General features: G+C 52.6%; 1 protein-coding gene. It reads left to right on the forward strand.

The annotated features are described in order from the left end of the window. A partial coding sequence (locus tag GQS10_RS22805; RefSeq protein ID WP_166246615.1) for a hypothetical protein occupies nucleotides 1–917 on the forward strand: 917 nt, incomplete at both ends.

The following is a 917-nucleotide window of genomic DNA, read 5'->3' on the forward strand; positions in this document are numbered from 1 at the left end:
AAGGAGCTCTATGAGCTGGATAAGGAGAAGGCGATAGCTGCGCTAAAAGAGATGAATTTGACGCCGAAGGAGAGCAGCGAGCTGCTGCTGGAGGCATCGAAGCAGTGGTGGAAAGGCAAGGCTGAGCTAAGCGTCGAGGAACAGGAGAAGGCGGCAGAGCTGGGAGCGTTGCTGCGTGAGCGGTTCGGTGCCGTGTATACGCCGGAATCGGAGAGGCTGGTACAAGCCAATAAGCTGATGCTGGCGGCGAAACGGGATTATTGGGTCGCAGTCCTGCATATGGATACGCAGCATATGGAAGCGGCGAAGCAGGCGATGCGGCAGGCCGAGAGGGATGGGGCTTCCATTCCGAGCGGCACGACCAAGCTGGATGAGAAGAATCTGGAGCTGCTTAAGGAGAAGATTACGTATTATGAAAACATCGGTTCAGGCACAAGCTCCAAGGCCGAAGGTATTCGGGCGGAAGCAGAGGCCGCCGGTGCCCTGCCCTATGTTCTCGCCAATGACAATAAGGCGAATAACACCTATATGCTTCCAGTCAATGGTGCGCCGGGTTCGAGTACCAAGTCCGGAACGTCACAGCTTGACCGGTTGTTAAGCGAACTGTATGAGTTGAAGAAGGATAAGTGGAATAATGAAGAAACTTCAAGAAATCCTTCTGTACCGAGCAGCGTACAAGCGGAGGCGATCAAACACAAGCAAGAAATCGTACAAAAGGGAATCGAAATCCGCAAGCAGCTGTCCAATGTACTTGACCGGCTGGATGAGGAGGTCAAGGTAGCGGACAGCTGGGTTATTGATGAGAAGAATCAGCAGGTGCTGGATGCTGCAGAGAAGATCAAGCAGTATGAGCAGAGCGGAGATATTAAGGCTGGACAGCGTGAATATGATCTTGCATTAAAGCTGCTTAAAGAGGG

The sequence above is a fragment of the Paenibacillus turpanensis genome (assembly GCF_011421635.1).
Taxonomy (GTDB): domain Bacteria; phylum Bacillota; class Bacilli; order Paenibacillales; family YIM-B00363; genus Paenibacillus_AK; species Paenibacillus_AK turpanensis.